General features: G+C 62.1%; 25 protein-coding genes and 1 pseudogene. 16 read left to right on the top strand and 10 right to left on the bottom strand.

The features are described 5' to 3' along the window. Window positions 1-94: 94 nt before the first annotated feature. A pseudogene (locus tag JFT85_RS28625) lies at window positions 95-862 on the bottom strand (PAS domain-containing protein); the annotation flags it as partial. A 180-nt stretch (window positions 863-1,042) separates the two neighbouring features. Between JFT85_RS28625 and JFT85_RS01555 the strand changes: the two are divergent. Together JFT85_RS01555 and JFT85_RS01550 are read left to right on the top strand one after the other, a co-directional pair. Beyond that, window positions 1,043-1,423: a RidA family protein gene (locus tag JFT85_RS01555; protein ID WP_053256117.1), complete on the top strand. Its 381-nt coding sequence runs from the start codon at window positions 1,043-1,045 to the stop codon at window positions 1,421-1,423. Between the two features lie 79 nt (window positions 1,424-1,502). Next, entirely contained in the window at window positions 1,503-3,482 is a 1,980-nt protein-coding gene (locus JFT85_RS01550; RefSeq protein ID WP_053256118.1) for a peptidase U32 family protein, read from the top strand. Here JFT85_RS01550 and JFT85_RS01545 read toward each other — a convergent pair. Then, complete coding sequence (locus JFT85_RS01545; protein WP_053256119.1) at window positions 3,460-4,365, bottom strand: DMT family transporter; 906 nt, start codon at window positions 4,363-4,365, stop codon at window positions 3,460-3,462. The genes JFT85_RS01550 and JFT85_RS01545 overlap by 23 nt on opposite strands. A 109-nt stretch (window positions 4,366-4,474) precedes the next feature. Between JFT85_RS01545 and JFT85_RS01540 the strand changes: the two genes are divergently transcribed. Then, window positions 4,475-4,915 (top strand): Lrp/AsnC family transcriptional regulator, encoded by a 441-nt coding sequence (locus JFT85_RS01540; protein ID WP_053256120.1) that lies wholly within the window; start codon window positions 4,475-4,477, stop codon window positions 4,913-4,915. A 101-nt stretch (window positions 4,916-5,016) separates the two neighbouring features. Then, on the top strand, window positions 5,017-5,865 hold the full coding sequence (locus JFT85_RS01535; RefSeq protein WP_201228939.1) for an NmrA family NAD(P)-binding protein: 849 nt from the start codon (window positions 5,017-5,019) through the stop codon (window positions 5,863-5,865). A 73-nt stretch (window positions 5,866-5,938) separates the two neighbouring features. On the opposite strand, the gene xylB is transcribed toward JFT85_RS01535, so the two are convergent. The 6 genes from xylB to JFT85_RS01505 form a co-directional block, all read right to left on the bottom strand. Continuing rightward, on the bottom strand, window positions 5,939-7,399 hold the full coding sequence (xylB, locus tag JFT85_RS01530) for a xylulokinase (RefSeq protein WP_078828303.1): 1,461 nt from the start codon (window positions 7,397-7,399) through the stop codon (window positions 5,939-5,941). Window positions 7,400-7,415: 16 nt separating this feature from the next. Beyond that, entirely contained in the window at window positions 7,416-8,408 is a 993-nt protein-coding gene (locus tag JFT85_RS01525) for a LacI family DNA-binding transcriptional regulator (protein WP_069551579.1), read from the bottom strand. 21 nt (window positions 8,409-8,429) lie between these two features. Continuing rightward, a complete protein-coding gene (locus tag JFT85_RS01520; protein ID WP_053256124.1) occupies window positions 8,430-9,362 on the bottom strand; it encodes an ABC transporter substrate-binding protein in 933 nt (310 codons plus the stop codon). 34 nt (window positions 9,363-9,396) lie between these two features. Then, window positions 9,397-10,365, bottom strand: a complete 969-nt coding sequence (locus JFT85_RS01515; RefSeq protein WP_053256520.1) for an ABC transporter permease subunit — start codon at window positions 10,363-10,365, stop codon at window positions 9,397-9,399. A gap of 13 nt (window positions 10,366-10,378) precedes the next feature. Next, on the bottom strand, window positions 10,379-11,911 hold the full coding sequence (locus JFT85_RS01510; RefSeq protein WP_169875405.1) for a sugar ABC transporter ATP-binding protein: 1,533 nt from the start codon (window positions 11,909-11,911) through the stop codon (window positions 10,379-10,381). Window positions 11,912-12,122: 211 nt separating this feature from the next. Further along, window positions 12,123-12,674: a cytochrome b gene (locus tag JFT85_RS01505; protein WP_053256126.1), complete on the bottom strand. Its 552-nt coding sequence runs from the start codon at window positions 12,672-12,674 to the stop codon at window positions 12,123-12,125. Window positions 12,675-12,831: 157 nt separating this feature from the next. On the opposite strand from JFT85_RS01505, the gene JFT85_RS01500 reads away from it, so the two are divergent. From JFT85_RS01500 to JFT85_RS01470, 7 genes are read left to right on the top strand one after another with little or no spacing between them, the layout of a single operon-like run. Further along, complete coding sequence (locus tag JFT85_RS01500) at window positions 12,832-13,509, top strand: thermostable hemolysin (RefSeq protein ID WP_053256127.1); 678 nt, start codon at window positions 12,832-12,834, stop codon at window positions 13,507-13,509. Continuing rightward, on the top strand, window positions 13,499-14,977 hold the full coding sequence (locus JFT85_RS01495; RefSeq protein WP_201228937.1) for an AMP-binding protein: 1,479 nt from the start codon (window positions 13,499-13,501) through the stop codon (window positions 14,975-14,977). The genes JFT85_RS01500 and JFT85_RS01495 overlap by 11 nt, the downstream gene beginning before the upstream one ends. Then, complete coding sequence (locus JFT85_RS01490; RefSeq protein ID WP_069551576.1) at window positions 14,974-15,648, top strand: TenA family transcriptional regulator; 675 nt, start codon at window positions 14,974-14,976, stop codon at window positions 15,646-15,648. The genes JFT85_RS01495 and JFT85_RS01490 overlap by 4 nt, the downstream gene beginning before the upstream one ends. Beyond that, window positions 15,635-16,444, top strand: coding sequence for an SDR family oxidoreductase (locus JFT85_RS01485; protein ID WP_069551575.1), 810 nt, complete (start codon window positions 15,635-15,637; stop codon window positions 16,442-16,444). The genes JFT85_RS01490 and JFT85_RS01485 overlap by 14 nt, the downstream gene beginning before the upstream one ends. Then, window positions 16,441-17,085: a tetratricopeptide repeat protein gene (locus JFT85_RS01480; RefSeq protein ID WP_069551574.1), complete on the top strand. Its 645-nt coding sequence runs from the start codon at window positions 16,441-16,443 to the stop codon at window positions 17,083-17,085. The genes JFT85_RS01485 and JFT85_RS01480 overlap by 4 nt, the downstream gene beginning before the upstream one ends. 11 nt (window positions 17,086-17,096) lie before the next feature. Then, window positions 17,097-17,759 (top strand): response regulator, encoded by a 663-nt coding sequence (locus JFT85_RS01475; protein ID WP_053256132.1) that lies wholly within the window; start codon window positions 17,097-17,099, stop codon window positions 17,757-17,759. Further along, complete coding sequence (locus tag JFT85_RS01470) at window positions 17,756-19,129, top strand: ATP-binding protein (RefSeq protein ID WP_201228935.1); 1,374 nt, start codon at window positions 17,756-17,758, stop codon at window positions 19,127-19,129. Before JFT85_RS01475 ends, JFT85_RS01470 begins: the two co-directional genes overlap by 4 nt. Here the strand turns inward: JFT85_RS01470 and JFT85_RS01465 are convergent. Continuing rightward, on the bottom strand, window positions 19,118-20,353 hold the full coding sequence (locus JFT85_RS01465) for an MgtC/SapB family protein (protein WP_201228933.1): 1,236 nt from the start codon (window positions 20,351-20,353) through the stop codon (window positions 19,118-19,120). The two genes, JFT85_RS01470 and JFT85_RS01465, sit on opposite strands and share 12 nt — an antisense overlap. Before the next feature lie 12 nt (window positions 20,354-20,365). Next, on the bottom strand, window positions 20,366-21,439 hold the full coding sequence (locus JFT85_RS01460; protein ID WP_053256135.1) for an NAD(P)-dependent alcohol dehydrogenase: 1,074 nt from the start codon (window positions 21,437-21,439) through the stop codon (window positions 20,366-20,368). 210 nt (window positions 21,440-21,649) lie between these two features. Here JFT85_RS01460 and JFT85_RS01455 point away from each other — a divergent pair, with 210 nt between their 5' ends. From JFT85_RS01455 to JFT85_RS01435, 5 genes are all read left to right on the top strand, one after another. After that, window positions 21,650-22,573, top strand: coding sequence for a universal stress protein (locus JFT85_RS01455; RefSeq protein WP_201228931.1), 924 nt, complete (start codon window positions 21,650-21,652; stop codon window positions 22,571-22,573). 102 nt (window positions 22,574-22,675) lie between these two features. Continuing rightward, on the top strand, window positions 22,676-23,239 hold the full coding sequence (locus JFT85_RS01450; RefSeq protein ID WP_053256137.1) for a GNAT family N-acetyltransferase: 564 nt from the start codon (window positions 22,676-22,678) through the stop codon (window positions 23,237-23,239). Window positions 23,240-23,423: 184 nt separating this feature from the next. Continuing rightward, window positions 23,424-24,773: a sensor histidine kinase gene (locus tag JFT85_RS01445; RefSeq protein WP_053256138.1), complete on the top strand. Its 1,350-nt coding sequence runs from the start codon at window positions 23,424-23,426 to the stop codon at window positions 24,771-24,773. Beyond that, the gene (locus JFT85_RS01440) at window positions 24,758-25,141 is read left to right on the top strand and encodes a response regulator (RefSeq protein ID WP_053256521.1); all 384 of its coding nucleotides are present in this window, start codon (window positions 24,758-24,760) and stop codon (window positions 25,139-25,141) included. The genes JFT85_RS01445 and JFT85_RS01440 overlap by 16 nt, the downstream gene beginning before the upstream one ends. A gap of 9 nt (window positions 25,142-25,150) precedes the next feature. Further along, window positions 25,151-26,404 carry an EAL domain-containing response regulator gene (locus JFT85_RS01435; RefSeq protein ID WP_069551571.1) on the top strand — a complete coding sequence of 418 codons (1,254 nt, stop codon included), beginning with the start codon at window positions 25,151-25,153 and terminating at the stop codon, window positions 26,402-26,404. The last annotated feature ends 7 nt before the right edge of the window (window positions 26,405-26,411 follow it).

The following is a 26,411-nucleotide window of genomic DNA, read 5'->3' as shown; positions in this document are numbered from 1 at the left end:
CCTGTGTGCCATGCTCGGCGAATCGCTCGGTTTCGGATGAAATATGGTAAGCCCGTGAAGCGCCGCGCGAATCTTCCTCGAACTTTTCCACGCGCTCGGTAATGTCGCTGGCAAACTTGACGATCTTGATCAAAGTGCCATCGCCGTCATACACCGGGTTGTAACTGGCTTCCAGCCAGACGACGCGACCGTGCTTGCCCAGACGCTTGAATTGCCCGGTAAAGAATTCGCCATTGTTAAGGCGGCGCCAGAAGTCGGTGTATTCATTGCTGTTGATCAACTCGGGCTCGCAAAACATGCGGTGGTGTTTGCCTTTGAGTTCGGCGAGCGAATACCCCATCACGTTGAGGAAGTTTTCATTGGCGTCCAGGATTTGCCCTTTCAAGTCAAACTCGATGACCGCCATCGCTCGGTCCAGCGCGACCAGTTTGCTGTGGGTGGCCGCCTCCTGTTCGACTTTGCGGGTAACGTCCAGCGCGTACTTGACCACTTTAAGGACCTGGCCACGCTCATCCAGCACCGGGTTGTAACTGGCCTCCAGCCACACGACCCGGCCGTCACGGGTTACGCGCTTGAACGTACCTGAGACGAATTTTCCCGCCTTGAGGTCGTTCCATAACGCCGCATAGGCCGGGCTGCTGGTCAGCGCAGGCAAGCAGAAATCACGATGAGCCTTGCCGACCAATTGCTCGGCGCTATAGCTCAGGGTGTTCATAAAGTTTTCGTTGGCGCGCAGCACTTTTCCATTGGTGTCGAATTCGACCACCGCCATAGAGCGCTCGAGTGCAGTAATCAGTCCTTTATACTCGACAACTTCGGCCGTCCTGGCCGTCAGTTCTGTTTTGAGTGTTTTATTGAACATGACCTACCCTCGTTTGTGCGCAGAATCTGGGCTGCTTCATTGCACTATCGACTTGGGCACAGGCAACTTTATAGTCGAAAAATAATTATTAATTGACGCCAATTCTCTGCTGTCTTTGCGCCGATTTGCAGTGACCCTGTGTTTAAATTGACGGCCCTTTTTACCTGCCAGGAAACCATCATGGCCAACCACGACCTGACCTACACCCCCGACCCGGATGCCGATTCCATTTCCTCCGACGTCATTGGCTTCAACGGCATTCTGGTCTCCACACAGATCCCGACCCACGCCGACGGTAGCCTGGAACTGGGTGATATCACCCTGCAAAGCGAATGCACGTTGCAAGCCTTGAAAGTGGCGCTCGAAAAGGCCGGCAGTTCGATGGATCGGGTCATGCACCTGACCATCTACCTCACCGACATGGCTGATCGGGCTGCATTCAACGAAGTCTATAAGCGATTTTTTGCCAAGCCCTGGCCTGTTCGCGCGGCCGTCGGCGTAGCGGCCCTGGCCGTTGAAGGCATGCGGGTGGAAGTCACCGCGATGGCCGCCAAGGCCTGACAGCCCTGCGGTAGATGCCGGTCAGGCATTTCACAGCTACAATGCGCGCCTCAACCGTGACAAGCCTGACTAAAAAACTATGTCCTTGCCCAAGCATCACCTGGAATTGCTCAGCCCTGCCCGCGATGTCGCCATCGCGCGCGAGGCCATCTTGCATGGCGCCGACGCCATCTACATCGGCGGCCCAAGCTTCGGCGCCCGCCACAATGCGTGTAACGAGGTGAGCGATATCGCTCAACTGGTCGAATTCGCCCGCCGTTACCACGCTCGCGTGTTCACCACCATCAACACCATCCTGCATGACAACGAGCTGGAACCTGCGCGCAAGCTGATCCATCAGCTGTACGACGCCGGTGTCGATGCGCTGATCGTGCAAGACCTGGGCGTGATGGAGCTGGATATTCCGCCGATTGAGCTGCACGCCAGCACCCAGACCGACATCCGCACCCTGGGCCGCGCCAAGTTTCTCGACCAGGCCGGTTTCTCGCAGTTGGTATTGGCCCGTGAGCTGAACCTGCAGGAAATCCGCGCGATCGCCGATGAAACCGATGCAGCCATCGAGTTCTTTATCCACGGCGCCTTGTGCGTGGCGTTCTCCGGGCAGTGCAACATTTCCCACGCGCAGAATGGCCGCAGTGCCAACCGTGGCGACTGCTCCCAGGCCTGCCGCCTGCCGTACACCTTGAAAGATGACCAGGGCCGCGTCGTGGCCTTTGAAAAGCACCTGCTGTCGATGAAAGACAATAACCAGAGCGCCAACCTGCGCGCACTGGTCGAAGCCGGTGTGCGTTCGTTCAAGATCGAAGGCCGCTACAAGGACATGGGTTATGTGAAGAACATCACCGCCTATTACCGCCAGCGTCTCGACGACATCCTCGAAGACCGCCCGGACCTGGCCCGCGCGTCCAGCGGCCGCACCGCGCATTTCTTCCTGCCCGACCCGGAAAAAACCTTCCACCGTGGCAGCACCGACTACTTCGTCAGTGATCGCAAGATCGACATCGGCGCTTTCGACACCCCGACGTTCACCGGTTTGCCGGTGGGCGTGGTGGAAAAAGCCGGCAAGCGCGACCTGCAGGTGGTCACCCATGAGCCGCTGTCCAACGGCGACGGCCTGAATGTGCTGATCAAGCGCGAAGTCGTGGGTTTCCGCGCCAACATTGCAGAAGCCAAAGGCGAGTTCGAGGAAGACGGCGAGAAACGCTACCGTTACCGCGTCGAGCCGAACGAGATGCCGGCCGGGCTGCACCAACTGCGCCCGAATCACCCGCTGAACCGCAACCTGGACCATAACTGGCAACAGGCGCTGCTCAAGACCTCGGCCGAGCGCCGTATCGGTCTGTCGTGGGTGGCACGCCTGCGAGAAGATCAGCTGGAAGTCACCGCCACCAGCGAAGAAGGCATCCGCGCCAGCGTCACCCTGCCCGGCCCGTTTGGCGTGGCCAACAAGCCGGAACAAGCGCTGGAGACACTGCGCGATTTGCTCGGCCAACTCGGCACCACCGAGTACCACGCCACGCACATCGAGCTGGATGCGCCACAGGCGTTCTTCATCCCCAACTCGCAACTCAAGGCACTGCGCCGCGAAGTGATCGAAGCGCTGACGGCCGCACGCGTTGCAGCGCACCCACGAGGTGGGCGCAAGGCCGAGACCACGCCGCCGCCAGTGTACCCGGAAGCGCACCTGTCATTCCTGGCCAACGTCTACAACCAGAAGGCCCGCGACTTCTACCACCGTCACGGCGTGAAGCTGATCGACGCTGCCTTTGAAGCCCACGAAGAAACCGGCGAAGTGCCGGTGATGATCACCAAGCATTGCCTGCGGTTCTCGTTCAACCTGTGCCCTAAACAGGCCAAGGGTGTGACGGGCGTGAAGACCAAAGTCGCGCCGATGCAGTTGATCCACGGCGACGAAGTGCTGACCTTGAAATTCGACTGCAAGCCATGCGAGATGCACGTGGTGGGCAAGATCAAGGGGCATATCCTTGGCTTACCGCTGCCGGGCAGCGGCGTGGGCCATTTCGACCCGGAAAATATCATCTTTCAGGGCACGCACTAGCCCTTGGGGAGCGGGGCCACCACCAGCCCCGCTGCAACCCCGCTGCCGCGAACAGAATCGCAACAACCCCCAGCCATTGCAGCCAACCCAGGCGATGCCCAAAGGCAAGCCAGTCGACAAAAATCGCCGCAATAGGGTAGATAAACGACAGCGCCCCGGTAATCGCGGTCGGCAGTTTCTGGATCGCCCCGTACAGCAACACATACATCAGGCCGGTGTGCACAACGCCCAGCGTAACCAGTGCAGCCCAGGCATTTGTGGTCGCGGGCAAGCTGTTCCAAGGCACCAGCGGCGCCAACAGCAATGCGCCAGTGATCACTTGAATCAACGCCATCAAGTGCGGCGGCACTTCCTTCAAGCGCTTGATGATCAGCGCCGCAATCGCATATAAGAACGCCGCGCCCAGGGCTAACGCGATACCCGCCAGATAATCCCCGCCACCGCGTTGCTGCTCGCCATGGGCGGTGACAATCGCCAACATGCCCAGGAATGCCACGCTCAACCACGCGAGTTTCTGCACGGTGATCTTTTCGCCGAGCAATACCGCCGCCAGCATCACCAGCATGAACGGCTGCACGTTATACACCGCGGTACTGATGGCGATGGACGCGCGCGAATAGGATTCGAACAACAGCAACCAGTTGCCCACAATCGCCACGCCGCTGAGCATCGCCAGGCCAAGCTTGGCCCAGGTGAGCAGGTTCAGTCGCAGGTAACCCAGCAACGCACAGACCAGCAACAAGGTCAGCGCGCCTATCACGCAGCGCCAGAACACCACTTCGATCACCGAGACGCCCGACACCAGCACAAACCAGCCGATGCTGCCCGAAATCAGCATGGCGGCAACCATTTCCCACGACCCGCGACGGATAGATGTGTCCACGATAGAGGCTCCTCAAGTGAGGCTCAATTATGGCAATCTGCGTGTCAGCCGCTCCAGCGACTAAGAAAGGCAAAACGCCGCAATCACCTTTTCTTATTAGGCACATCGCATGATTGACACCATCGACCAGCAACTGATCGCCGCTTTGATGGACGACTCGCGCCTGTCCCTCAAGGCCCTGGCGGGCATCACCGGGCTGTCATCGCCGAGTGTCGGCGAACGCCTGCGGCGCCTCGAAGAGCGCGGCGTGCTGACCCACTACACCGTCGATATCGACCCCAGGCACTTCGGCTACTTGTTGCAAGCCATCGTGCGCATCCGGCCGTTGCCTGGCCAATTGCAGGAGGTGGAGCGCCAGATCCAGGCGATCCCGGAGTTCACCGAGTGCGACAAAGTCACCGGCGATGACTGCTTTATCGCCCGCCTGCACGTGCGCACCATGGACCACCTCGACAGCCTGCTGGACCGGCTCAACGCGTATGCCGAAACCAACACCGCCATCGTCAAGAAAACCCCGGTAAAACGGCGTTTGCCACCGCTGGCTGATTAATGACTGGGGCTCATTAAAGCAGTGACGGAATCGCTATTCTGTCATCGCAGGCGGGTCTTTATGCTGGGCTCCCTTCATTGGAACCCAGAGGTGTAACGCTCATGTACGTCATTACAGGTATCACAGGCAAGGTCGGCGGCGCGTTGGCGCATGCGCTCCTCGCAGCGCAGCAACCGGTGCGCGCGGTGATTCGCGATGCCAGCAAAGCGGCTTATTGGGCCGACCTGGGTTGCGAGATCGCCTTGGCCCGGATGGAAGATGCACACGCACTGACTGAAGCGTTCAAAGGTGCCACGGGCGTGTTCATTCTGCCGCCGTCGGAATTTGACCCGCAGCCCGGCTTTCCGGAAGCACGTGCGGTGATCTCCGCCGTCAGCCAGGCGCTCAAGGCCGCCGCGCCCCACAAGGTGCTGTGCCTGTCGACCATCGGCGCCCAAGCCACAGCGCTCAACCTGCTGACTCAGCGCACGCTGATGGAGCAAGCGCTCAGCGCCCTGGACATTCCCGTGACATTCCTGCGCCCGGCCTGGTTCATGGAGAACGCGGCGTACGATGTCAGCACCGCGCGTGACACCGGGCGGATCCATAGTTTCCTGCAACCGCTCGACAAGCGCGTGCCGATGGTTGCCACGGCCGACATCGGCACCCTCGCCGCGCAGTTGTTGCAGCAAGACTGGGCCGGCCGCCGCGTGGTTGAGTTGGAAGGCCAATGGGTGAGCCCGAACGACATTGCCCAGGCCCTGGGGCACATCCTGGGCCGTGACGTGAAGGCCGAAGTGGTCGAACGCGAGCGCTGGGAAAGCTTGCTTCGCGCCCAAGGCGCACAACACCCAATGCCGCGCATGCGCATGGTCGATGGGTTCAACGAGGGCTGGATCTGTTTCGAGCACGACGCCGTGCTCAAGGGCACCACCTCGCTGGACCGCGTACTGCGCAGTCTGGCCAGTTAAACCGGATAATTCAGTGCGGCCCCCGCAGCGGTGGCGAGCGGGCTTGCCACAACAACAGTCACCAGGCGCTTGATCAGTCGTGCAGCGCCGTTGCCGCAGCGTGTAACCCCTGGAACTGGCGATAACGCGCTTGCAGCCTTGGCTGCTGCGCGGTGTCCGGCAAGTACCGCGCCTTGACCGGCATGCCCGCCTGCAACAAGGCGGCACCCTGCCCGATCGCCAGAAACCCAAGCTTCGCGGCGCCAATGCAGGCGCTCAATTCACTGCCGTGCAAGGTAACTATCTCGCGCTGCAGGATATTGGCCAGCAACTGCGCCCAGTATTCGCTGCGTGCGCCGCCACCGACCAGGGCGCATGCCGCGACGTTGGCGCCGGCCGATTGCACGGCGTGCAAGGCATCGAGCAAACCAAACCCGACGCCTTCCATCACCGCATAACCGAGCATGGCTGGCGTGCAATCGTGGCCCAGGCTCATAAAGCCGCCGCGCAATAAAGGATCGTTATGCGGTGTGCGCTCACCGGCCAGGTACGGCAGAAACAGCGGCGTGTCCAATGGCACGAGCTGTGCAATGGGCAATTGGGCCTGCACCTGATCCAACAACGTCTGCTCATCCGGCGTACCGGTGAGCCGCGTGACCCAACGCAAACAACTGGCACCGGCGAGCATCGCGCCCATGGTGTACCAGCGGTTGGGCAGCGCGTGACAGAAGCTGTGCACGGCACTGGCCGGATTCCCGGCGGCATGATCGGTGATCGCCACAATCGCCGCGCTGGTGCCCAACGTAATGAAGCCGTCACCGGCGTTAATTGCGCCGATACCGACGGCGGCCACCGGGTTATCGCCGCCACCGCCGGCAATCACCACCTCGGGCGACAGGCCCAACCCGCTCGCCTTCAAACACCCACTTGCCGCGCCGCCTTCCACCAGCCTGGGCATCTGCGCCAGCGTCAGGCCCGTGGCACCCACCATGGGCGCAAACCACTCACGCTGCGCCACATCCAGCCACAGTGTGCCGGCGGCATCCGACATCTCGCTGATGCGCTCGCCCGTCAACCGCAAGCGCAGGTAATCCTTGGGGGACAGCACGCAATCAATCGCCTTGAATACCTCGGGTTCGTGCCGCTGCAGCCAGAGCAATTTCGGCGCCGTGAGCCCGGCCATGGGCAAGCTGCCGGTGACCTCGGCAAAGCCGGCGCCGAGTTGTTCGGCCTCGGCCACCGCGCGCGAGTCGTCCCACAGGATCGCCGGGTACAGCACGCGATCGTCATCCCCCAGCAGCACCGCGCCGTGCATCTGCCCCGACAGGCCGATACACGCCACCCGGGCAAACGCCTCATGGGCACGCAACTGCTCCAGCGCCTGCAAACAGGCGTGCCACCAGTCTTGCGGCGCTTGTTCGGACCAGCCGCTGTGGCGCCGCGACACGCTCAAACGCACGCCGGCGTGGGCCAGCACCTCGCCGTCAACGTCCATCAGGATCGCCTTGAGTTCCGAAGTGCCGAGGTCTATGCCGAGGGAAACAGGACTGCTCATACGCGGATCATTCCAATCAAGTACAGCCACATGAGTTACGGTATTGCAGGCTGGGTGCCAGGCGCACACTTTGCGCAGGCGCAGCCGGCGACGCCATGCGTTGCAGTAACATTTGTACGGCGCGCGCCCCAAGTTCGTTGACCGGTTGGGCAATCAACGTCAGGCGCGGCACGAAAAAATCTGCCCAGTCAAAATCATCAAAACCCACCAGGGCCATTTGCCCCGGCACCTCAATGTGCGCATCACGCAGGGCGTGCATGGCGCCCAGCGTCATCAGGTTATTGCCCGCCATGATCGCTGTCGGTGGCGCGGCCAGGCCCAGTAGCTGCACGGTAGCGGCCCGTGCCGGCGCACTGCTGGAGCCGCCACTGACCAGCAATTGCGGGTCGAATATCAGGCCCGCCGCCTCCAGCGCATCGCGGTAACCCGCCACGCGCTCATCGGTGGTGCTCAGCCCTGCCCGCCCGGCGATAAAGCCGATGCGTCGGTGCCCGTGTTCAATCAGGTGGGCGACCAGTGCCCGAGTCGACTGGATATTCTCCACCCCGACCTGATCAAACTGCTCGCTCATCATGCGGTCCACCAACACCGTTGGCATGTCATTGGCCTGCAGATACGCCAGGGCCTTTGAGCCGGTGGAGGGTGCCAACAGAATGCCGTCGACGCGCCGATGATGCAGCGCCGTGACCACCCGCAGCTCTTGCTCCGGGTCGTCATGGGGGTCGGCAAACAGCATCATGAAGCCGTGCTGGGTGCACTCGGCTTCAATCGCGTGCACCATCTCGCTGAAGTAATGGTTGGACAGCGCCGAGATCGCCACGCCAATCGTGCTGGTACTGGACCGGGCCAGCGAGCGCGCCAGGGTATTGGGGATGTAGCCCAATGCCTGAATCGCGCGCTGCACCGCCTGCACCGTGGCCGGGCTGACCTTGCGAGTGCCGTTCAATACGTGTGACACCGTCGACGTCGACACGCCCGCCCGGCTCGCCACGTCATCCATGGTGACCATGACGCGCTCCCCTTCAGTGGATCAATGTTTGCTCGACCAGCCGCTGTACGTACCGATGTTGTCGCGGGTGATCAATTTTGGCGTGAGCAGGGTCACCGCTTCGGCCGGGGCCTTGTCATTGAGAATGTCATTGCCGACATTCACCGCAGTCTGGGCCATGGCCCAAGGGTCTTGACTGGCCGAGGCCTGGATCTGCGTGTCGGTCTTCAAGGCATTCTCGATATCCGGCGCACCGTCCACCGAGGTGATGATGATGCCGCCGCGTTTCAGCTGCTTGGCCGCCAGGTCGCTGCCGATGGCCTGCGGATCGTTGATCGCAAACAGCCCGTCGATTTTCGGGAAGCGTGTGAGGTAACCCTGCATCACATTCAGGCCACCTTCACGCGAGCCTTTGCCGTCCTGGTCGTCGGACAGCACCTTGATAGCCGGTGCTGCGGCCAGCGCGGCTTTACAGCCTTTGACACGGTCGGTCACCGCAGTGACTTGCGGGCCGTTCTGGATGATCACATTGCCTTTGCCCGCGAGTTTGTCCACCAGGAACTGGCAGGCCAGCTTGCCGGCTTCGACGTTGTCGGTTTGCACGGTGGCGTTGACACCTTTGGCGTCCACATCCACGGCCACCACCACAATCCCGGCGTCACGGGCTTTTTTGATGGCCGAGGCCATCGCCGACGGGTCGACAGCGTTGATCAGGATCAGGTCGACCTTGGAGGAAATGAAGTTGTCGATCTGCGAGAACTGCTTGCTCAGGTCATAGTCGGCCGACACCGAGGTGACCTTGACGTTGGGGTTGAGCTCCTTGGCCCGCGCCGTAGCGCCGTCGGCCAGGGTCACGAAATACGGGTTACCGAGCGAGCCCATGCTGATGCCGAGGGCTTTGAGTTCCCGGGCTTGCACGACGTTGGACATCAGGGCAGCCAGGGCCAGCACGGGAAACAGGCGTTTAAGGTTCATGCGGATCTCTCTTGTGATTATTGTGGGAGTGAAATCAGGTACGAGCGCCGGATTGGCGATAGCGATCCAGCGCCACCGCGCCAATGATCACGATGCCCTTGATGATGTACTGCCAGATATCCGACACCCCCAGCAGCACCAGGCCATTGGTGAGCACCGCGATAATCAGCGCGCCGATCAACGTGCCGCCGATGGTGCCGACGCCGCCGGTAAAACTGGTGCCGCCGAGAATCACCGCAGCGATCGCATCCAACTCATAGGACTGGCCCAGCTGCAGGCCATTGGCGGCAAACAGGCGCGAGGCGCTCATCACCGCGCCGAGCCCGGCCAATGCGCCGGACATGGCGTAGACGAACAGCAACACCTTCCACACCTTGATCCCCGACAGCCGCGCGGCCTCCGGGTTGCCGCCCACCGAGTAGATCTGCACGCCCATCACGGTGCGGCGCAGGATGAACCACGACAACACCACCACCGCCACGGCGATGACCACCAGCCACGGTACGCCGAGGATCGAGTCATTGCCGATAAATGCAAAGGGCAGGTCAGGGTTGAACACTGTTTTATCGTCAGCCAGCAAACGCGCGAGGCCACGCATGGCAGTCAGTGCGCCGAGGGTGACAATGAACGGTGGCAGGCGCATGAATGCAATCAGCCCACCGTTGACCAGGCCCAGCAACAAGCCGAAACCAATCCCGGCGGCGATCCCGAACATGCCGAACTGCGGCGACATCGAGGCCTGTAGCGCCACCACGGCGGAGGCCGCGAGGATCGCGCCGACCGACAGGTCGATGCCCGCCGTGAGGATCACAAAGGTCATGCCCGCCGCCAGTACCACGTTGACCGAGGCCTGCTGGGTGATGATCGACAGGTTCTGCACGGTCAGGAAGTTCTCGCTGGCCAGGGCAAAGCCCACCAGCAGCAACACCAGTACCGGCAACATGCCCACCGTGCGCATCAGCTCGCGGACGCGTTCAGCCTTGCCCACCGAGGCAATTGTCATCGTGTTGTTTGAATCAACCATTAGCAGCCACCTGATCGCCACCGGTGGCGAGGTCAATAATACGTTCCTGGGATATAACGTGGCCGGATGCCCCGCCCACTTCGGCCACTAACTGGCCTTCGCGCATGATCAGCACACGGTCGCAGGTGCCGATGATTTCCGGCAGCTCGCTGGAAATCACCACGATGCCAACCCCGGCCAACGCCAGTTGATTGATGATGCGGTAGATCTCGGACTTGGAGCCGATGTCGACGCCCCGCGTGGGTTCGTCGAGGATCAGCACATGCGGCTTGACCTCCAGCAGCCGCGCCAGCAGTACCTTCTGCTGATTGCCACCCGACAGCGCACCGACATTGACCTTGCCGGAGGCCACGCGAATCGACAACGACTTGATCGCATCATTCGCGCGTTGCGCAGCATGGCCGCGGTCCAGCACACCACCGGCGTGGGCATCCGGCACACAGGCACAAACGTTGATGTTGTCGGCGACGCTCATGTCCAGGAACAGGCCCTGGGCCTTGCGGTCTTCGGTGAGGTACACCACGCCGGCGCGGATCGCGTCCGCCGGGTTGCGCAGTTGGGTAACGGTCTTGCCCACCACTTCCAGGGTGCCGGAGGTGCGCGGGTCGGCGGCGAAGATCAGCCGTGCCAGCTCGGTGCGCCCTGCCCCGACCAGCCCGGCAATGCCCAGCACTTCGCCGGCATGCAGGTCGAAGCTGCAATTGCGCACGCGCTTGCCATCGGCCATGTCGCGCACGCGCATCACCACGTTGCCGGGGTTATAGGCGGCGTGCTCCTTCTTGTAGAAACCGGAGAGATCGCGGCCGACCATCATTTTCACCAGCACCTCGGCCGACAGCGCATCGCGGGTCAGCTCGCCGATGTACTGGCCGTCGCGCAGCACCGACACCCGGTCCGACAATGCGTAGATCTCGGCCATGCGATGGCTGATATAGATGATCGCCAAGCCCTGGCTACGCAGTTGTTTGATCAGTGCGAACAGCCGATCGGTCTCGCGCGATGACAGCGGCGTGGTCGGTTCGTCCATCACCAGGATCCTGGCGTGGGCATGCAGCGCACGGGCGATTTCCACCAACTGGCGCTCGGCAATCGACAGGCTGCTGACCAGCGTCGTGGGTTTGAACTCGGCACCCAGCCGCTGCAACACCTCGAAGCAGCCGTGCTGCATGCCCTTGCGGTCGATGGTCCAACCACGCCGCAGTTCACGGCCCAGGTAAATGTTCTCGGCCACGCTCAGGTTCGGGCACAGGCTCAGTTCCTGGTAGATCACAGCGATGCCGAGGGTTTTGGCGGTGGCGGGGTCAAACGTGGCGACGCGCTGGCCGTCGATGCGGATGTCACCGCCGGGGTCAGCCTGGTAAGCGCCGGAGAGGATTTTCATCAAGGTTGATTTGCCGGCGCCGTTCTCACCCATCAAGGCGTGGATTTCACCGGGGTAAACCTTCAGGCCGACGTTCTTGAGCACCCGCAAACCATTAAAGGTTTTGCTGATGCCCTGCATCTCAAGCAAGGGTTCAAGGCTCATGCATGAGCTCCTGGAATTATTATTTTTGTAGTCGAACGCTGCCGACTCTATTCCAGTTGCATTTCGTTACGCAAGCGCTTGCGTCTGCCGTTTATCGCGTGGTTAAACGTTTCATCAAGCCAATAAATCTGAAATCCGCGAGTTTCATGGATGGCTGAACGCTTCACTGGGGATGCTTGCCGCCACCCATGCCTGGCCGTGTGCTGCGCGATCAGCGCCCGAAACGCGCGGGCAACATGCGCACCAGGGTGTTGTCCCGAACCCAGTAATGGTGGAACAACCCTGCGCCCGCATGCAGGCCGATCAACCAGTAACCGCTGCTGCCCAACCATTCATGCCAGTGCTTGAACTGCTTGGCCAGGTCCGGGTCGGGCGCCACCAGCGTCGGCAAGGCAAACTCAAAATACGGCAGCGGTTTGCCGGCGGCATTGAGCATCAGCCAGGCCAACAACGGCGTTACCACCATCAAGGCATACAGCGCCAGGTGCATCAGGTGCGAGGCTGCCGTTTGCCACAGAGGCGGACGTGGCAGGATCGCCGGGCGCGGCGCCAGGCGCCCGAGCAGTCGCAGCCACACCAGCACGAAAATGCCGATACCGAACAGCGAGTGGGCGCCAAGAAACACCCCTTTGAGCGCATGCCCGCGCGGCAACAAGCCTTTGATTTCAATACAGGCATACACGCCGACAAACAGCGCCAGCATCAGCCAGTGCAAGGTCATCGAGAGTGTCGCGTAGCGCTGCGTCTGCGGAGGTTGAGTCATGGGGTAAAAGCCTTCTGCGTGAGTGGTGGCGCTACCCTGCCGAACAAGTCTTAAGGCAGTCTGAAGATCGGCCCAACGATCATTTTCAGCACCTTCAGACTCCGTTAAGAAATGCCTTTGATACTTCTCCCAACTTCACGTGGGAGGCTCTGCGCCAATGCCCGATATCGACTGGAACATCCCCTTGCCCGTGCTGTTCGGCCCGGCCGACCGTGCACAAATGCGCCTGGCTCGCGCCCTGCCCCACGACACGCAGCGCCCCGCCTTCGAGGCCTTTATCCAACAGCGTTTTCGCCTTGCCCACGGCGCCGACATCCGACATTTCATGCCGCAGCTATTTGGCGTCAGCCACGCCAACGGTGACCTGTGTGCGGTCGCCGGTGTACGGCTGGCATGTGCCGAGCCGCTGTTTCTGGAGCGTTACCTGGACCATCCGATCGACCCCCTGATCAGCGCCGCTGCCGACCAGACAGTAGAGCGCCAGGCAATTGCCGAAGTCGGCAACCTGGCCGCCAGCGATACCGGCAGTGCGCGCCTGAGCATCATCGCCATCACTTGGTTGCTGGCCATGGGCGGCCTGGAGTGGGTGGCATTCACCGGCAATATCGGGCTGGTCAACAGTTTCCACCGCCTCGGTTTGAAGCCGGTCACCCTGTGCGCGGCCGACCCGCAGCGTCTGGGAGATGACCGGCATCTGTGGGGCAGTTACTACGAAAGCCAACCGTGGGTGCACGTCGGCAACATCCGCGCCGGGTTCATCCACTTGCGCAACATGGGCCTGTTCTCACGCCTTGGGTTGCCGACCACGCTTGAGGACAACAGCCATGTCGCCTGAAACCCGCCGTTTCCACGCTGTGCTGCGCGGCCATGCCGAACGCAACGACGGCGCCATTGCCCTGTGGGGCGATAGCTTGAAAATGGATTACACCTCACTGTTCGCCGAAGTTGCGTACCGCCAGCAACGCCTGCGTGATGAAGGCGTGAAGGTGGTGGCGCTGGCCCTGGACAATGGCGTCGACGCCATGCTGTGGGACCTGGCGATACTCTTCGAAGGGTTGACCTGCCTGACCCTGCCGCCGTTTTTCAGCCCCGCCCAGCGCGCCCATTGCCTGGAACAAAGCCAGGCCGAACGGGTGATCGCCGAGCCCCACCTGGAGGCTGAGCTACTGGCTGCCGGTTACCAGCCACGCGGCGACTTCTGGTGCAGAAGCTTTGCCGGCCGCCCGTCGATGCCATCGGGCACTGCCAAGGTGACATTCACCTCCGGCACCACCGGGGCGCCCAAGGGCGTATGCCTGAGCGCCGACAGCCTGCTGCGGGTTGCCCGCGAGTTGCACCAGGCCAGCCACGCGAGCGCTCCACGCCACCATCTGGCGCTGTTGCCGCTGGCGATTCTGCTGGAAAACCTCGGGTGCTATGCCGCGCTGTATGCCGGCGCCACCTTGAGTGTGCCCAGCCAAAAAAGCTTGGGCATCCAGGGCGCCAGCGCAGTGGATGCCGCGCAATTGCTCGGCTGCCTGGCGGTGCGTCAGCCCCATAGCCTGATTCTGGTTCCGCAATTGCTGTTAATGCTGGTCATCGCCGCTGAGCAGAAGGCATTCAGCCCGCAGCACCTGCGCTTTGCCGCCGTCGGCGGCGCTCGCGTGGCCAAGGGCTTGCTGCAACGGGCGCAGCAGTTGGGCCTGCCGGTTTACGAAGGTTACGGCTTATCGGAATGCGCCTCGGTGGTGTGTCTTAATCGCCCGGATGCGCAGCGCCCGGGCAGTGTCGGCCAGCCCCTGCCCCATGTGGAGATTCGCCTCGCCGAAGACGGTGAAGTGCTGATCAAAGGCTCAAGTTTGCTCGGCTATCTGGGCCACGCCGACCACCCTGATCAGTGGTGGCCCAGCGGCGACCTGGGCACCTTCGACGCGGACGGATTCCTCTACCTCAACGGCCGCAAGAAACATCAGTTCGTCACCAGTTATGGGCGCAACGTCAACCCGGACTGGGTCGAGGCCGAACTGACCCAGGGCGGCGTCATCGCCCAAGCCTTTGTCTATGGCGAAGCTCAGCCCGCGAATCACGCGCTGCTCTGGCCCCACCGCAACGATTGCACCGACGCCCAGCTGGCCGCCACCGTCGCCGCCGTCAATGCCGGCTTGCCCGACTACGCCCAGGTGCATCACTGGACGCGCCTGGATGAACCCTTCAGTGCCGCCAACGGCATGCTCACCGCCAACGGCCGACCCCGGCGCGAGGCCATCGTCGCGCGTTATCACACCCAGCTTGCCCCCGCCTTCAACGAGGAAACCTCATCGTGAATTTTTTCGACACGCTGCAAGATGCCACCCAACAGGAACGCCAGACGCTGTTCAGCCTGCCGATCATCCGGGATGCGCTGGAAGGCAAGGTCAGCCTGGAGAGCTATCGTGCCTTCCTGGCCCAGGCCTACTACCACGTGCGTCATACCGTGCCGTTGATGATGGCCTGTGGTGCACGCCTGCCCTCGCGCCTGGAATGGCTGCGCAAGGCCGTCTGCGAGTACATCGAGGATGAGTACGGCCACGAGCAATGGGTGCTCAATGACATCCAGGCCTGTGGCGGCGATAAGGATGCGGTCCGTGACGGGCAACCGGGTTTACCCATTGAGCTGATGGTCAGCTATCTGTATGACCTGATCGCGCGGGGCAACCCGGTCGGCCTGTTCGGCATGGTCAATGTGCTGGAAGGCACCAGTATCGCCCTGGCGACCCACGCCGCCGGCAGCATCCGCGAGCGCCTGCAACTGCCGGCCACGGCGTTCAGCTACTTGAGTTCCCACGGTTCCCTGGACATTGGGCACATGGAAACCTACCGCCGCTTGATGAACAGCCTGGACGATGCCGACGATCAGGCCGCCGTGATCCATGCCTCCAAGGTGGTGTACGCGCTCTATACCGACATGTTCCGCAACCTGCCACGTATTGCGGAGGCTGCCCATGCGCCTGTCTGACGCCCGCGTGGTTCTGACCGGCGCCAGCGGTGGCATTGGCCTGGCGATTGCCGGCGCGTTGTGTGCCAGCGGCGCGCACGTACTGGCCGTGGCACGCCATCGCACACCGCTGGAGCCGTTGCTTGCGCAGTACCCGCAGCAGCTGTGCTGGGTGAGTGCCGACCTGACCTTCCTCGCCGATCGGCGCAAGGTCAGGGTCGCCGCCGAGGCCATCGGCGGTGTCAATCTGCTGATCAACGCGGCCGGCATCAATCATTTCGCCATGCTTGAGCAACTCGACGACAACGAAATCAACGGCATGCTGGCGTTAAATATTACCGCGCCCATCTGCCTGACCAAGCTGCTGCTGCCGCTGCTCAAGCAAGCCGAGAGCGCCATGGTGGTGAATGTCGGCTCCACCTATGGCTCCATCGGCTACCCCGGCTATGCCACTTACTGCGCCACCAAGTTCGCCTTGCGCGGGTTTTCCGAAGCCTTGCGCCGGGAACTGGCCGATACCCGAGTAGGCGTGTTGTATGTGGCGCCGCGCGCCACCCATACGCGGATGAACAGCCCGGCAGCGCAGGCGTTGAACGACGCGCTCAAGTCCAATGTGGACGACCCGCTGACGGTGGCGTCGGCGGTGATCCACGCCATCGCCAATAATCGGCGTGACCTGTACCTGGGCTGGCCTGAGCGCTTTTTTGTGCGCCTCAACAGCCTGTTGCCCAACCTGGTTGACCGTGGCTTGCGCAAACAATTGCCGTTGGTACGTCGCCTGAGCGATAAACCCGTGAATAAGGATCTGAACCCATGAAACGCCTCTTTGTCGTGCTGCTGCTCAGCGCCTTGAGCCCACTCACCTGGGCGCTGGAGGCTGGTGACCAGCAGCGCCTGAGTGATATCCAGACGCGCTGGGCCGATATCCAATACACCCTGCCTGAAGCGCAGCGTACCCAGGCGTTTGCACAACTCGCGACGCAGGCGACGGCATTCACCCAGGCGCGCCCTCAGGCTGCCGAAGCATGGATCTGGTCCGGGATTGTCACCAGCAGCTGGGCCGGCGCCCAAGGCGGGCTCGGCGCATTGAGCAAGGTCAAGGCGGCCAAGGCAGACCTTGAGAAAGCGCTCGCTCTGGACCCCAAGGCCCTGCAAGGCTCGGCCTACACCAGCCTCGCGGCGCTGTACGATCGCGTCCCCGGCTGGCCGATCGGCTTTGGTGATGCCGACAAGGCTGAACAGCTGCTCACGCAAGCCTTGCAACTGAACCCGACGGGCATTGATAGTCTGTATTTCTGGGGCGACCACCTCTACCGGCAAAAACGCTATGGCGAGGCCCGTGATGCCCTGCGCAAAGCCTTACTGGCCGCGCCACGGCCGGGTCGGGAGACTGCCGATGCCGGGCGGCGCAAAGAGATCGAAAGCCTGCTGGCCGACCTCGACAAACAACTCAACTGACAGGAGTCCATGTGCGGCTATTACTGATCGAAGATGACGTTGCACTGGGCGAAGGGATTCATCAGGCACTGGTGCGTGAAGGCTATACCGTTGATTGGCTGCAGGATGGCAGCAGTGCGTTGCATGCCTTGCTCAGCGAAACCTTTGACGCGGTGGTGCTCGACCTGGGCTTGCCGCGCATGGATGGGCTTGAGGTACTGCGCCGTCTGCGGGACAGCGGGTCCAACCTGCCCGTGCTGATCCTCACCGCGCGCGATGCCACTGAAGACCGCATCGCCGGGCTCGACGCCGGTGCCGATGATTACCTGGTCAAACCCTTCGACCTCGCCGAACTCAAGGCGCGCCTGCGCGCACTGCTGCGGCGCAGCGCCGGCCGGGCGCGGGTCGTGATCGAGCACGCCGGCATTTGCCTGGACCCCAGTACCCAACAGGTCAGCTACCACGGCACGCCGGTGCCGCTCACACCCAAGGAATACCAGTTGCTGCACGAACTGCTGTCGCCACCCGGCCGCGTGATGACCCGTGACCAGTTGATGCAGTTGCTGTATGGCTGGAACGAAGAGGCCGAAAGCAACACCCTGGAAGTGCATATCCATCACCTGCGCAAAAAATTCTCCAGCGAGCTGATCCGCACCATTCGCGGCGTCGGCTACCTGGTTGAGGAGCGCCGATGAGCTCTATTCGGCGGCGCACCCTGACCCTGATCATCGGCCTGCTGTTCATGGGGCTACTGGTGATCAGCGTGCTCAACTTGCATGACAGCAACCACGAAATCGCCGAAGTCTACGACGCACAACTGGCGCAGAACGCCCGATTGCTCCAGGGCGTGATGAGCATGCCACTGGCCCGTAACGATCAGACGGAGCTGTATCGCGCCTTCAACAAAGCCTTGGGCGAAGCGATGCCCAAGGTCGATGGGCACCCCTACGAGAGCAAAATCGCCTTTCAGGTCTGGAACAGCGAAGGTGAGCGCCTGGTATTTACCGCCAGCGCACCGTCATTTGCCAAGCCTCCCGGCCAACCGGGGTACAGCAATGTCGCCGACCTGAATGGCCGTCAATGGCGCGGTTTTCTGCTCAAGGACAAAGACAATGGGCTGCGGATCTGGGTGGGTGAGCGCGACGACGTACGCTCTGACCTGGTCGACCGCATCCTGCGCCACACGCTGTTGCCCAACATACTCGGCAGCCTGATTCTGGCCGCGATGGTCTGGCTGGCCATCGGCTGGGGGCTCAAGCCGCTGGCCAATATGGCGGCGACCTTGCGCGCACGGCATTCCGGCTCCCTGGAACCGATGCAACTGACCCCGCTGCCCACCGAACTGGAACCGATGCAGGCCGCGCTGAACCGCATGCTGGCGCAGATCCAGGAAATGCTCGGCCGCGAACGCCGCTTCATCGCCGACGCCGCCCACGAAATGCGCACGCCCCTGGCGGTGTTGCGGGTGCACGCGCAAAACCTGTTGGAGGCCGGTACGGAAGCCGAGCGGCGCGAGTCGCTGGCGTTTCTGATCACGGGTGTTGACCGCACCAGCCGCCTGGTCAACCAGTTGCTGACCATGGCGCGCCTGGAGCCCAGCGGCGCGCAGCCCCAGGCGCAGGCCATCGACCTGCAGAAAACGGTGCGTGAAACGCTGATTCAGTTGACACCCTGGTTGCTGAGCAAAGGCCTGGAGTTGGCGTTCGACGTCGATGATGCCGACTACGGCGTGAGGTCCGACGCGTCCGCGATCAATATCGCGCTGACCAACCTGGTGACCAATGCGGCGAATTTCTCGCCGGAACACGGCGTGATTACCGTCGGGTTGTGCAAAACGGCCGCGGGGTTCGAGTTGACCGTGGATGACCAAGGGCCAGGCATTGACGAGAACGAGCGCGAGCGACTGTTCGAGCTGTTCTACAGCCGGGGCAATGCCGAAGGCGCAGGCTTGGGGCTGACCATCGTACAGACCATTGCCCACCGCCTTGGCGGGCAGATCCGCCTGGCCAACCTGGCCAACGGCGGGTTGCGCGCCACCTTGCAGATCCCGGGATCACTGGCCTAGCAGGCCCAGCCACATCGCGCCGGTCAGCAGGACCTGACCGGCAATCACATACACCGCAAACCGACGGCCGCCGCTGACCCACGCCACCAGGCACTTGCTCAGCGAGTTGCAACTGACCGCCAGCAACACCGGAATAGACGCCGCCTGCAGGGCGAGTTGGCCGCTGGTGGCCAGGGCGGCGATGGAGGCGGTCGATGCATGGGCGTCGGCAAACCCACCCAGAGTGGCGGTCAACATCACGCCCACCTGGCCGAAGTGAAACAGCATCATCGACGACACGAAGGTAATCCCCGTCAGGGTCAAGACCATTAGCAGGGCCAGCTTCAGGTCGAACGCGCCGCCCACGGTGATGGCTTGACCCGCAGACGTCGTCGGTGTGCGCAGCATCAGACACAGCCCATACGCGGCGGTGGTGACAAACCCGCCCAGCAGTGACCAGGCCATCTGGGCCAACAGCGCCGGCTCCACGGTGCCGAGGATCAGCCCCACCTGGGCCACGGTCGCCAGGTTGGAAAAGATCGCTGCCGCTGCCAGCGTGCGCAGGTTCGAGGGTTCTTTCGCGGCCCTATGGCCCATGGCGGCAATGGTCACGGTACTGGACGCAAACCCCGAAGCAACCGCCCCGATGGCATAGCCATAACGCGCGCCCAAGGTACGCACGGCGACATGCCCAACCGCACCGATGGCCATTAACAGTACCGTCAAGGTGCAGATGGTGCGCGGGTTCAGCGCCCCATGAGGGCCGATAAAACGGTCCGGCGCCAGCGGCAGCACCACCAGCGCAACAATCAGCAGCAACAGGCCATCGCGCATTTCAGCATCGGTCAATTGGCTGCGGGCAAACTCGTGCAGCGAATGACGGTAGATCAGCAGACCGGCCACGACCACACCGATGGCCGCCGCCAGTTCGGGGGCGACACCACACAATGCACCCAGCACCAGCACGGTGAACAACGCCACTTCACTGGTAATTCCCGGGTCGGTGTCCCGGCTCTTCCAGTAGGCGGTACTGACCAGCACCGCCAGGCACAGCGCTAGCAGCCCCAACAAGAGCGCGCCGCCGACTTGCTGCGTGACATAGCCGAGCAGCGCGGTAATCGCGTACGTGCGTAAACCGGCAAACGCGCGGCGCTCGCCCTGCCCTTTGTGGCGCTCGCGCTCCAGCCCCACCAGCATGCCGATGCCCAGCGCGGCGGCGGCGCCGGCAAGCCCCAGGGCGGTCATAGGCCGGCGCCTTCAGGGGGTAATCGCGACTTTCATGACGCCATCGCGCTGATGAGCGAAAAGCTCATAGGCGGCCTCAATGTCGTCGAGCTTGAAACGGTGCGTCACCAGCGGCGACAGGTCCACCCCGCCGCTGGCCACCACGGCCATCAAGCGGCGCATGCGTTCCTTGCCGCCAGGGCACAGGGTCGACACGATGCTGTAATCCCCCAGCCCTGCTCCAAAGGCATCATAGGGAATGTGCAAGTCACTGGAGTACACCCCCAGGCTGGACACGCGCCCGCCCGGGCGCAGCACCCGCAATGCCGACTCAAACGTGCCTTGGGTGCCCAGGGCTTCGATCGCCACATCCACCCCGCGCCCGTCCGTGATGGCCATGATTTGCTCAACCACATTGCCTTGCTTGAAGTCGACGAGATGAGTGGCCCCCAGGCGTCGGGCCACGCCCATGCGCTCAGTCACGCCGTCGACGCCAATGATCATCGACGCGCCCTTGAGCCGTGCGCCCGCCACCGCACACAAGCCGATAGGCCCCAGCGCAAACACGGCCACCGTATCGCCAATGTTGACCTCGCCGCGCTCGGCGCCGGAAAAACCGGTGGACATGATGTCCGGGCACATCAGCACTTGTTCGTCGCTCAGGCCATCGGGGATCGGGCACAGGTTGGCCAGCGCATCAGGCACCAGCACATACTCGGCCTGGCAGCCATCGAGGGTATTGCCGAACTTCCAGCCGCCAGCCGCCCGAAAGCCGTGGCGGGTGTCGGGGCCGTCCTGGGAACCGCAGCCGCACAGGCACGCATAGCTTTGCCCGCTGGGGGTGATGGCCCCGGCGATCACCCGCTGCCCCTCGACAAACCCGCTCACCTGGGCACCCAGGCGTTCAATCACGCCAACCGGCTCGTGGCCGATGGTCAGGCCTTTGGCGACCGGGTACTCGCCGCGCAGGATATGCACGTCGGTGCCGCAGAGGGTCGTGGTGGTGATGCGCACCAAAGCGTCCAGCGGGCCAACGTCGGGAATCGGCTTGTCCTGCAGGACAATGCGGTTTTTTTCAACGAAAACAGCGGCGCTCATGGTTGCCATAAGGTGATCTCCTGCGCAGGGGAACTCCAGATTGCGCCGCGATCACGCCTGGCAGGTTGATCATGATCAACTATCGCGCAACTGACCGCACATCGCGTGCCGCTCTGGGCCTGCGGGCAATTTGATACAGATCAACCTCGACCTCGCAGCGCAGGCCATGATCAGCGGCAGGTATCACCGCCGCTGCCACCGACCCCGAGGGAGATTGCCATGTCTGACCAAGACCGTTACTTGCTGCTGGTTTCGCCGCTGATGGAACACAGCCCCGCCTTCGACCGCGCCGCAGCCCTGGCGAAGGCCGATGGCGCTGCCCTGCATATCCTCGCCTTCGACTATTTGGAAGGCCTGGCGACCGCCGGTCTGGTCAACGAGCAGGCCCTGGAGCAAATGCGCATCGGCTACGTGGAGCGTCATCGCCAGTGGCTGGAAGAACGGGCCGCGCCCTTGCGCAAATACGGGCTGACCGTCACCACTGAAGTGGCGTGGGTGGAACGCCCGCTTCAAGAGATTCTGGTGCGTTTGCGCGAAGAGCCGATGACCGTGGTGATCAAGGCACTGGAGCATGAATCGCTGCTGTCACGCTTGTTGTTCACGCCGCTGGATGTGCACCTGCTGCGCGAATGCCCGGTACCGCTGCATTTTGTCAGCAACGCGCAGCATGCATTGCCGCGCAAGATCGTCGCTGCGGTGGACCCGTTCCATCGTGACGATCGCTATGAGGGCCTCAACGACCGCATCCTGCATGAGGCGAGCAAATTGGCCGACCTGTGTAACGCTGAGGTGGAGGTGGTCTATGCCCACGACCTTTCCGACCTGAGCGCCCAGGAGTATGGGTTTGGCAGCGGGGCCGGCTATTTCTCTTCAGTGGCCGCCAAGCGCCTGTTTGATGACCAGGGCCAGGCCTTCAATGACCTGGCCGCGCGCAACGGCATCCCGCCGGCGCAGCGCCATATGATTCTGGGCAACCCGGCGAAGGTGTTGGCCAGCTATGCCGATGCTTACAACGTCGATGTCATCGTCATGGGCCGCGTCGGTCATCACGGGCTGTCTCGCCTGCTGGGCAGTACCGCCGAAACCCTGCTGTATAAAATGCCGTGCAGTGTATGGATGGTGACGCCCGAGATCGTCGATTAACCGCCTGATGCCCTCGCCGCGCACTGCGTAGCGAGGGCCTGCGTACGCACATTGTTGTCGACAGGGCGATGTTCCCTGCCCACCCCACCTCGGAGCCATCACATGCCTAGCCTCGCAGCACAAAACAGCCAAGCCGACGCCGTCTATGCGGCCATACCGCATGAACACTGGATCGAACAACTCGACGACGGCCGCCACGTGCTGGTGCGCCCCCTGACCGCCGACGACCGTGAGCGGGAATACGCCTTCATCAAGGGTTTGTCCCGCGAGTCGCGGCACGCGCGTTTCCTTGGCGAAATCAACGAGCCCGGTAAAGCCCTGCTCGATCAGTTGATGAGTGTCGATAACCAGCAACGCATGGCGTTTATCGCCCTGGTGCACGCCAACGGCACGCTGATCGAAATCGGCGTGGCGCGTTACGCCACCGCCAAGGAGGATGAGTGCGAATGTGCGGTCACGGTTGCCGACACATGGCAACGCCTGGGGTTGGGGCGCATTTTGATGCAGCACCTGATAAAGGCCGCGCGAGCCAATGGATTCAAACGGATGTATACGATAGATGCGGCGACCAACCTGCCACTGCGTGAACTGACGCATGCGTTGGGCTTCAACAGCGTCACAGACCCGGATGACCGTACTCAAATCATCAGCAGCGTGGCGCTCTGAGCGGCATGCCAGCGTGTACGGCTCATACACTCGTTTGAGTGTATGAGTACCGTGCTGATCGCAGCATCTGCTATTGTCCAAGGACCTCATCTCCTCCTCATCGCGTTCATGCGATTTTCTGTGAGCATGCTCTGCGGCCGTGTTCTGAATACGGTCGGGTCTGATATGCACGGAAAACACTGCATTGGACAATACCAACCCTGGCGCAGCCCCCGAATTACAATCGCGGGCCGAAAAAATCGTCGAGTTCAAACGCCAAAAGACCCTGCTCAAGACCGGCGCCCTGCAAGACGCAATCTTCAACAGTGCGTATTTTTCCAGCATCGCCACTGACGAAAAAGGCGTGATCCAGATCTTCAATGTTGGCGCCGAACGCATGCTCGGCTATGCCGCCGACGATGTGCTCAACCGCATCACCCCCGCCGACATCTCCGACCCCGCCGAGCTGATTACCCGCGCCGCCGCCTTGAGCCTGGAGCTGGACACGCCGATCACGCCGGGCTTTGAAGCGCTGGTGTTCAAGGCCTCACGCGGCATCGAAGACATCTACGAACTCACCTACATCCGCAAGGACGGCAGTCGCCTGTCGGCCATGGTCTCGGTAACGGCGCTGCGCAATCGCCACGACACGATCATCGGCTACCTGTTGATCGGCACTGACAACACCGCGCGCAAACAAGAAGAAGCCGAGCGCAAAGGCTTTGAACGCGCGTTGGAAGAAAAGAACCTGGAACTGGAACACGCCAGCCACATGAAGTCCGAGTTTCTCGCCACCATGTCCCACGAGTTGCGCACGCCATTGAACGCGGTGATTGGCTTTTCAGAGGCGTTGAAGGATGGTTTGGTCGGCGACATGAGCGAGGTGCAGCGCGAGTACATCGGCGACATCTTCACCAGCGGCCAGCACTTACTGTCGTTGATCAACGACATTCTCGACCTGTCCAAGGTCGAGGCTGGGATGATGGACCTGGAGCTGGAGCCTGTGGAACTGGCGGGGTTGCTCGCCAACAGCTTGTTGATCGTGCGCGAAAAAGCCGCCTTGCAACGTATCCAATTGAAGCTGGAATGCGCGGACGATTTTGGCACCCTGGAACTGGACCTGCGCAAGACCAAGCAGATTATCTACAACCTGCTGGCCAATGCGGTGAAGTTCAGCGCACACGGCGGCTCCGTGACCCTGGCGGTCCGCGAGGTCAGCCTCGCGGATGTCGGCCACATCCCCGGCGACTGGCCTACCCACGGCTTCGACCTGCAACCCGGCACGCGCACGCAGTTCCTGGAGCTGAGTGTCAGCGACACCGGCATCGGGATCGCCGAAGACGACATGAGCAAGCTGTTCAAGGCCTTCAGCCAGATCGACAGCAGCCTGGCGCGTAAATTTGAAGGCACGGGTTTGGGACTGGCGATGGTCAAGCAACTCACCGACCTGCTCGGCGGCAGTGTCGCCGTGGCCAGCCGCGCAGGCTCGGGCGCGCGCTTTGTGGTGTGGCTGCCGCTGCACCGCGCGCCGGAGGCGGCATGGCTGAAATCCTGATCGTCGAAGACAACGAAGCGAACATGCGCCTGGCGCGGTTGTTGCTGGTCAATGCCGGGCACAGCGTGTTGTGGGCGGCGGATGCAGAAACCGGCCTGACCCTGGCGCGGGAACAACAACCGGCCCTGATTCTGATGGATATCCAGTTGCCGGGCATGGACGGCCTCGCCGCCACCTCGTTGCTCAAGCAGGACCCCAACACCGCACACATCCCGGTGATCGCCCTGACCGCCATGGCCATGAAGGAAGACCGCGAAAAGACCCGGCTAGCCGGTTGCGACGCCTACATCATCAAGCCGCTGCGCTACAAAGAGCTTTACCAGGTCATCGACACCTTGCTGCAACAGCACATCAGCCCCCACCTGTGAGTCCTCTCCATGGCCAGCCAACCCGCAACGCTGTTGATCGTTGACGACGAACCGCAGATTCGCAAGTTATTGGAAACCCTGCTGCAGCACGAGGGCTACCAGACCCTGAGTGCGAGCAGCGGTGAAGAAGCGTTGCAGATCGTGGCCCAGCGGCCGCCCGACCTGATCCTGCTGGACATCATGATGCCGGGCATGGACGGCTACGAGGTGGCCAGCCACTTGAAGGGCAACGAAACCACGGCAAGTATTCCGATCATCATGTTGTCGGCCCTCAGTGAACCGAGCGCGCGCGTCAGCGGGCTGGAAACCGGCGCCGAGGAGTTCATCAGCAAACCGGTAGAACGCGTCGAGCTGTGGCTGCGGGTGCGCAACCTGTTGCGGCTCAAGGAGCGCGGTGATCAATTGAAGGTTCATAACCTGATGCTGGAGCAGCAACTGCAACGGCAAACGGGCGAGCCCGCAGGCATGAGCGTGCACGACCTGGCGCGCCAGGATTTTGAAAATGCCCTGCGCCAGGCGGTGCGAAACCATGAGTTCACCCTGCACTACCAACCCAAGATCGAGCTGGCGGGCGGGAACATATGTGCCCTTGAGGCCTTGTTGCGCTGGGAGCGTCCCAACTATGGCACGGTGTCGCCGGCGGTGTTTGTACCGGTACTCGAGAGCCTGGGCTTGATTGTGCAGGTCGGGCGCTGGGTGATCGACACCGTTTGCCAGCAAATCGCCGTGTGGCAACGCGGCCTGATTGGTGCCGTAGAGGTTTCGGTGAATGTCTCCGGGCATCAATTGATCGAGGGCGACCTGATTGCCGATATCGAACGCATCCTGAGGGAAACCGGGGTGGCGCCGCATTGGCTGGAGGTTGAACTGACCGAAGGCTCATTGATGGAAAACACCCAGCACACCATCGCCAGCTTGCAACGATTGCGCACACTGGGCGTAAAAATCTCCATCGATGACTTCGGCACCGGCTATTCAAGCCTGGCGTACCTGCGACGGTTCCCCATCGATACATTGAAGATCGACATCGCGTTCATCCGCGAAGTCACCACCAACCCGCAAGACGCAGCGATCACCCGCACCATCATTGAACTGGCCCATAGCCTGGGCTTACAAGTGGTCGCCGAAGGCGTGGAAACCCAGGAACAGCTGGCGTTTTTGAAGCAGGCCGGCTGCGATCAGATCCAAGGGTATCTGTTCAGTCGGCCATTACCCGCAGACACCCTGGAGCGCCTTTTGCTGGAGCGCACGCCGCCGTTGTAACTGCGAG

The organism is Pseudomonas sp. TH04 (assembly GCF_016651355.1).
GTDB classification, from domain to species: Bacteria; Pseudomonadota; Gammaproteobacteria; order Pseudomonadales; family Pseudomonadaceae; genus Aquipseudomonas; species Aquipseudomonas fluorescens.
The sequence above is the reverse complement of the archived record's forward strand: the minus strand, read 5'-3'. Positions and strand labels throughout refer to the sequence as shown.